Origin of the sequence: Psychromicrobium xiongbiense (genome assembly GCF_030271165.1) — a bacterium.
Classification (GTDB): domain Bacteria; phylum Actinomycetota; class Actinomycetes; order Actinomycetales; family Micrococcaceae; genus Renibacterium; species Renibacterium xiongbiense.
Genome location: NZ_JASSZH010000042.1, coordinates 1 through 5,493, shown reverse-complemented (window position 1 = coordinate 5,493; position 5,493 = coordinate 1). Strand labels below are relative to the sequence as shown.

5 protein-coding genes are annotated in these 5,493 nt (G+C 63.8%); 4 read left to right on the top strand and 1 reads right to left on the bottom strand.

Annotated elements, in window-relative coordinates; all coding sequences use genetic code 11:
• Positions 1 to 54 precede the first annotated feature (54 nt).
• From QQM37_RS13385 to QQM37_RS13370, 4 genes are all read left to right on the top strand, one after another.
• Positions 55 to 1,209: an extracellular solute-binding protein gene (locus QQM37_RS13385; RefSeq protein WP_285728118.1), complete on the top strand. Its 1,155-nt coding sequence runs from the start codon at positions 55 to 57 to the stop codon at positions 1,207 to 1,209.
• The gene (locus QQM37_RS13380; RefSeq protein WP_285728117.1) at positions 1,210 to 2,118 is read left to right on the top strand and encodes a carbohydrate ABC transporter permease; all 909 of its coding nucleotides are present in this window, start codon (positions 1,210 to 1,212) and stop codon (positions 2,116 to 2,118) included. It begins immediately after the preceding gene.
• On the top strand, positions 2,118 to 2,957 hold the full coding sequence (locus QQM37_RS13375; protein ID WP_285728116.1) for a carbohydrate ABC transporter permease: 840 nt from the start codon (positions 2,118 to 2,120) through the stop codon (positions 2,955 to 2,957). The genes QQM37_RS13380 and QQM37_RS13375 overlap by 1 nt, the downstream gene beginning before the upstream one ends.
• A gap of 95 nt (positions 2,958 to 3,052) precedes the next feature.
• Positions 3,053 to 4,252 (top strand): ROK family transcriptional regulator, encoded by a 1,200-nt coding sequence (locus QQM37_RS13370; RefSeq protein ID WP_285728115.1) that lies wholly within the window; start codon positions 3,053 to 3,055, stop codon positions 4,250 to 4,252.
• Between the two features lie 63 nt (positions 4,253 to 4,315).
• Here the strand turns inward: QQM37_RS13370 and QQM37_RS13365 are convergent, their stop codons facing one another.
• Complete coding sequence (locus QQM37_RS13365; protein ID WP_285728114.1) at positions 4,316 to 5,266, bottom strand: endonuclease domain-containing protein; 951 nt, start codon at positions 5,264 to 5,266, stop codon at positions 4,316 to 4,318.
• Between the last annotated feature and the right edge of the window lie 227 nt (positions 5,267 to 5,493).

The following is a 5,493-nucleotide window of genomic DNA, read 5'->3' as shown; positions in this document are numbered from 1 at the left end:
CCCCCCCCCCCCCCCCCCCCCCCCCCCCCCCCCGCCAAGCTGCGCGTGTGGTTCATGAAAGACTCGGTCTCAACCGGCGCTCAGAAGTGGCTCACCGACGAGTTCGCCAAGAAGTTCCCGGGCTCGACCCTGACCATCGAGGAGCAGGTCTGGGACGGCATCGTGCCCAAGCTGCAGACCGCTCTGGCCAGCGCCGAGTCCACCCCGGACATCATCGAGCTCGGCAACACTCAGGCACCCACCTTCTGTGCCGTCGGCGCCCTGACCGATCTGACCGATATGAAGGACACCCTGGGCGGCAAGGACCTGACTCAGTCCCTCGTGGATCTGGGCACCGCCAATGGCAAGATGTACGCCGCCCCGTTCTACGCCGGCAGCCGCATCTTCATCTACCGCAAGGACCTCTTCGAGGCAGCCGGCGTCAAGGTCCCCACCACCATCGACGAGCTGACCAAGGCCGCTGCCACCCTGCAGACCGCCAACGCCAGCAAGCCCCACTTCTCCGCTCTGCAGCTGCCGGGCATCTCCAACCAGTCCGCTTTCGCCTGGGTCTTCACCAACGGTGGACGCCTGGCCACCCAGAGCGGCGACAAGTGGGCCGGCGGCCTGTCCTCCCCCGAATCGCAGAAGGCTCTGGCCCAGCTGCAGGAAGTCTGGAAGACCGGTTCCACCACGGGCCCCGTCACGGACACCACGATCTCCAGCGCCCCGTACACCCCGTTCAACGCGGGCGAGTGCGCCATGTTCTTCGGCTTCAACTTCCACGTCAAGAAGATCGATCCGGCACTGGTCTCCGCCGGCAAGGTCGGCTACTTCGCCTTCCCGCCGGCCACCGCTGGTGGCGTGGGTAAGCCCTTCGCCGGTGGCTCGAACGTCGCCATCTCGGCCAAGTCCAAGAACCAGGCCATGTCGAAGGAAGCTCTCAAGCTGATCTTCAGCAAGGACTTCCAGGAGGCTTTCGCGAAGGATGGCGGCTGGGTCCCCGGCAACCTCTCCTTCGCAGGTGCGCTCGGCACGGACGATCTGTCCAAGCTGACGGTCGATGCCGTCCGTAACTCGGTCGGCACCCCCGCCGCCAAGAACTGGGCTCTGGTGGAGAGCGCTAAGGTGGTCGATGACTTCTTCGTCGCCATGGGCAACCTGAAGGATCCGGTATCCCTGGCCAAGACCGCCGACGACAAGATCGCCTCGATCCTGAACGGTAAGTAAATGAGTACGGCCGTGCGCAAGATCCGGCGCCCCAAGCTGCCCTATCTGCTGCTCCTTCCAGCAGTGGCAACGGTGCTGCTGGCCATGGGATACCCGCTGGTCCGCCAATGCATCATGGCGTTCCAGCAGTTCTCCCTGGCCCAGCAATTCGGCGCCGAGCCCGACTTCGTCGGGTTGGACAACTTTGTCAGTGTTCTGACGGACTCAGGTTTCTGGCTTGTGCTAGGCCGTTCAGTAGTATTCTGCGCAGCGTGCGCCGCCCTGACCATGCTGATCGGCGTGGCCGGGGCGGTGCTGCTGACCAAGTTGTCCAAGACCGTCTCCTTCATCGTCCAGACGGCCATGCTGCTGGCCTGGGCTCTGCCGGTACTCTCCTCGCTGCAGGTTTTCCAGCGCATCTTCGACGGCCGCTCCGGTGTAGCCGACTGGGTCCTGGTGCAGCTGGGTATCACCGGGGCCGACGGTTTCAACTGGTTGGCCAATCCGCTGAGCTTCTTTGTGGTGGCTGGCTTGTTGGTCATCTGGATGAGCGTTCCGCTGGTGCTGTTCATGACCTATGCTTCGCTGACCCAGATCGATGAATCGATGCTCGAAGCGTCGATGCTCGATGGCGCCACCGGCTGGCAGCAGTTCCGCAACATCATCGTTCCGACGATCATGCCGGTGCTGACCCTGGTCGGCATCCTGCAGGTGATCTGGGATCTGCGCGTGTTCACCCAGATCTACATCCTGCAGAAGAGCAGCGGTATCACCGAGCAGACCAATGTGCTCGGCACCTACATCTACCAGGTCGGTCTGGCGGGCGGTGACTATGGGGTGGCCTCAGCGACAGCGCTGATCATGCTCGTGCTCACCCTGGCCATCACCTGGCGCTATGTCCGACTCGTCACAAAGCAGGGAGATCTCTGATGGCCAAGAAAAGCTCGCTGACCAAGCGCGCCAGCCTGAACATTCTGGGTGTCATCTTCGCCCTGCTCTGGATCTTCCCGATCTACTGGTTGCTCAACAGCTCCTTCTCCACGGAGGACGCGCTGAACAGCAGGACGCCATCGTTCTTCCCTGCTCCGTTCACCGCACAACACTTCCAGTCGATCCTGGCGGATCCGGCGTTCTTCTCCGCACTGAAGATGAGCTTCTTCACTGCCATCCTGGTGGTCGTGGTGGCCATCGTCTTCGCCTTCTTCGCCGCCCTGGCCCTGAGCCGCTTCCGGTTCATCGGCCGCCGGGGGCTGATCCTCTCGGTGTTGGTGATCCAGATGGTCCCGGCGGAAGCGCTGTTCATCTCGCAGTACAAGATGATCGACGGCTGGCATCTGCTCAACTCGATCCTTGGTCTGAGCATTCTGTACATCGGGGCCTCGCTGCCCTTCACCATCTGGATGCTCAAGGGCTTCGTCGACGGCGTGCCGGTGGAGCTGGAAGAATCGGCACAGATCGATGGCTGCAGCCGGATGGGTGCCTTCTTCCGGGTCACCTTCCCCCTGCTGGGCTCGGGGATCGTCGCCTCGTCGATCTTCTCCTTCCTGGCCGCGTGGAATGAATACACCCTGGCATTGGTCTTGCTGAGCAGCAATGACACCAAGACCCTGCCACTGTGGCTTCAGGGATTCAGCACCCAGATGGCGGGCACCGACTGGGGCGGCGTCATGGCGGGCTCCACGCTGATGGCCATCCCGGTCATCATCCTGTTCGTCATCGTGCAGAAGCGCATGGCGACGGGCATGGTCGCAGGGGCCGTCAAGGGCTGAGCCACACGCTCAGGACGTACGGTTAAGCGAGGACGCGGGTGGAAGAACGGTCGCTGTTTCTTCCACCCGCGGTTTCTTAACGAAGAAAGAAGATGATGAGCTACCGGCCGTCTTACGCCAAGCGAACCCGACGAGTAGGCCCGAAGGACCCGGCCCACTCCGAACTCCCTTCGGCGATCCTGTCCCTGATTGCCAGCGGCTCGGCAGTCTCACGTGCCGATCTGGCACGTAGCCTGAACCTGGCGCCATCGACCATCACCTTACGGATCAGCGAGCTGATCGAGGCCGGGCTGGTCACCGAATCCGGCTCCGGCGAGGCCACCGGCGGCCGAAGGCCCACGCTGCTGAGCCTGGTGCCGGAGGCCGGGCACATTCTTGCGGCGGATCTGGGAATTACGCAGGCCTGGGTCGGCCGCCTTTCCATGTCCGGCACGCTGATGGAATCAGTGCAGATCAGCCCAGATCTGGTGCAGGGTCCCCATGACGTTCTGCCCAAACTGGCGATGGCGATGCGCGAGCTGAGCGATCCCCAGGGCACCCCCCTGCGCGGCGTCGGCTTGTCCCTGCCCGGGCCCGTCGATGTGGGGCTGGGCGTCGTGGACTCGCCTGCCTACATGTTCGGCTGGCACCAGTTCCCGGTCCGGGACTGGATGGCGGAGGAATTCGGCGTCATCGCGAGCGTGGAGAATGACGCGAACATGATGGCGGTGGGCGAATACGCGCTGCGTCAGCAGGACCGTCCGGACACCAAGAACCGGGAAGACACCCTGTTCGTGAAGGCCGATGACACCTTTGGCTGCGGGTTCATCCTCAATGGCCAGCTCTATCGTGGCGCCACCGGAACCGCGGGGGACATCGGTCATGTACAGTCCCCCTCCGCCGGGAACCTGCTCTGTGCCTGCGGGAAGCGTGGCTGCCTGGAAACCGTGGTCGGTGGCCGGGCAATCGTTGCCCAGCTGCGCGAATCCGGGGTCGAGGTGGACACCGTAGAAGACGTCGTGAACCTGGCCTTGAGCGGGGATGCCCGGACGCTCGCGCGGCTTCAGGCGGTGGGCAAGATTCTGGGTGAATCGCTGAGCACGGTGGTGAATTTCATCAACCCCTCGCTCGTGGTGATCGGTGGGAGCCTTTCGCAGGTGGATGCCTTCGTGGCGGCCATTCGTGCGCAGGTTTACGTCGGCTGCCATCCGCTGGCCACCAAAAACCTGCTGATCGAAGCCAGTCAGGCAGGCTCGCTGGCCGGGCTGCTGGGAGCCGGTCAGCAGAGCCTGCGTGCGGTCCTCGCCAGCGGCTGACTTCTCCTCCCTGCCTCGAGTGGTGAGGTCACGCCCCTAACACTGGGTGTTAGGGGCGTGACCTCACCACTCGGCAGGATGCCCCGGCCGCCATCCACGACTGCGAAGAACCTGACCGATCTGACGCATCACTCCGTCGTAGCCGTGCTTGCGGACCATATCCCGATTGACCTTCAGCGATATCCAGCCCGAGGCCGCACTGAAGTTGTCGCGTCGGGCATCACGCTCCTGCTGTTCCTGGCTGAGGTGGTGGGCACCATCGTACTGAATACCCACCCGGTACCGTCGCCATCCCAGATCCGGCCAGGCCCGTTCGGTTCCCGCCTCGTCATAGAGAATGATTCCGTGTTCCGGCTCCGGCAGCCCCACCCGTTCTGCAGCAAGCCGGAGCCTGGTTTCCGGCGGAGAAGCGGAGCCTGTCCGGACCAGCTCCAGTGCAGTCCGTGCCACCTTGAGCCCTCGCGCCCCGGCGTGGGACTGAACGGTATCGCGCAGCTGGCCTAAGGTTCCCAGAGGGTCCGATGGCGGCGCGAACGGGCGGCGATGGTCGCTGACGATGGCGTCGCCGAGGATCACGGCATCTTCGAGACTCAGCTGGGCCGCCAGATCAAGCCAGGTCCGACTGACCGTCGTCAGAGGAATCCCCTGGTAGACCGTCATCTCAGCGTCCGTAAGCCGCAGACGGTGCCCCACCACCCCGAAACGCCGAATCGCCGCCACGCCCGCGGTAGCCAGGTGAACCGCAGGTTCGCTGCTCAGCCGTCCCGGCAGCGGAAGATTCCAGATCCGTGCCGCACTCCCCCAGCAGGCGACGGCCCCTGGGGTGAGCGCAAGCAGGGGCGCAACGGCATTGCGAAAGTCCTGTGACACGCCCCAGGGAACCCGGATGCCCCGGCTGGGCGTCAACACATCGCGGCCGCGCAGACGCTTGGGCGTCTCTCCGGCAGCCAAGGCTTCTGCCAGCGTGAAGGAGCGTCCCTGGAGCGGGTGGGCGAGGGCTCGTGGCTGGCGCATAGAAGCATCCTGCTCCGTGCGCCCATGCCGCAGAACGTTTTTCTTCTTTAAGGCAGCGAATTGTGGATAACTTCTTCGCTGAGTGGTGAGGTCTGGCCCCTAACACCCAGTGTTAGGGGCCAGACCTCACCACTCAGCGAAGAAGTTATCCACAATTCGCTGCCTTAAAGAAGAAAAACGTTCTGCGGCATGGGCGCACGGAGCAGGATGCTTCTATGCGCCAGCCA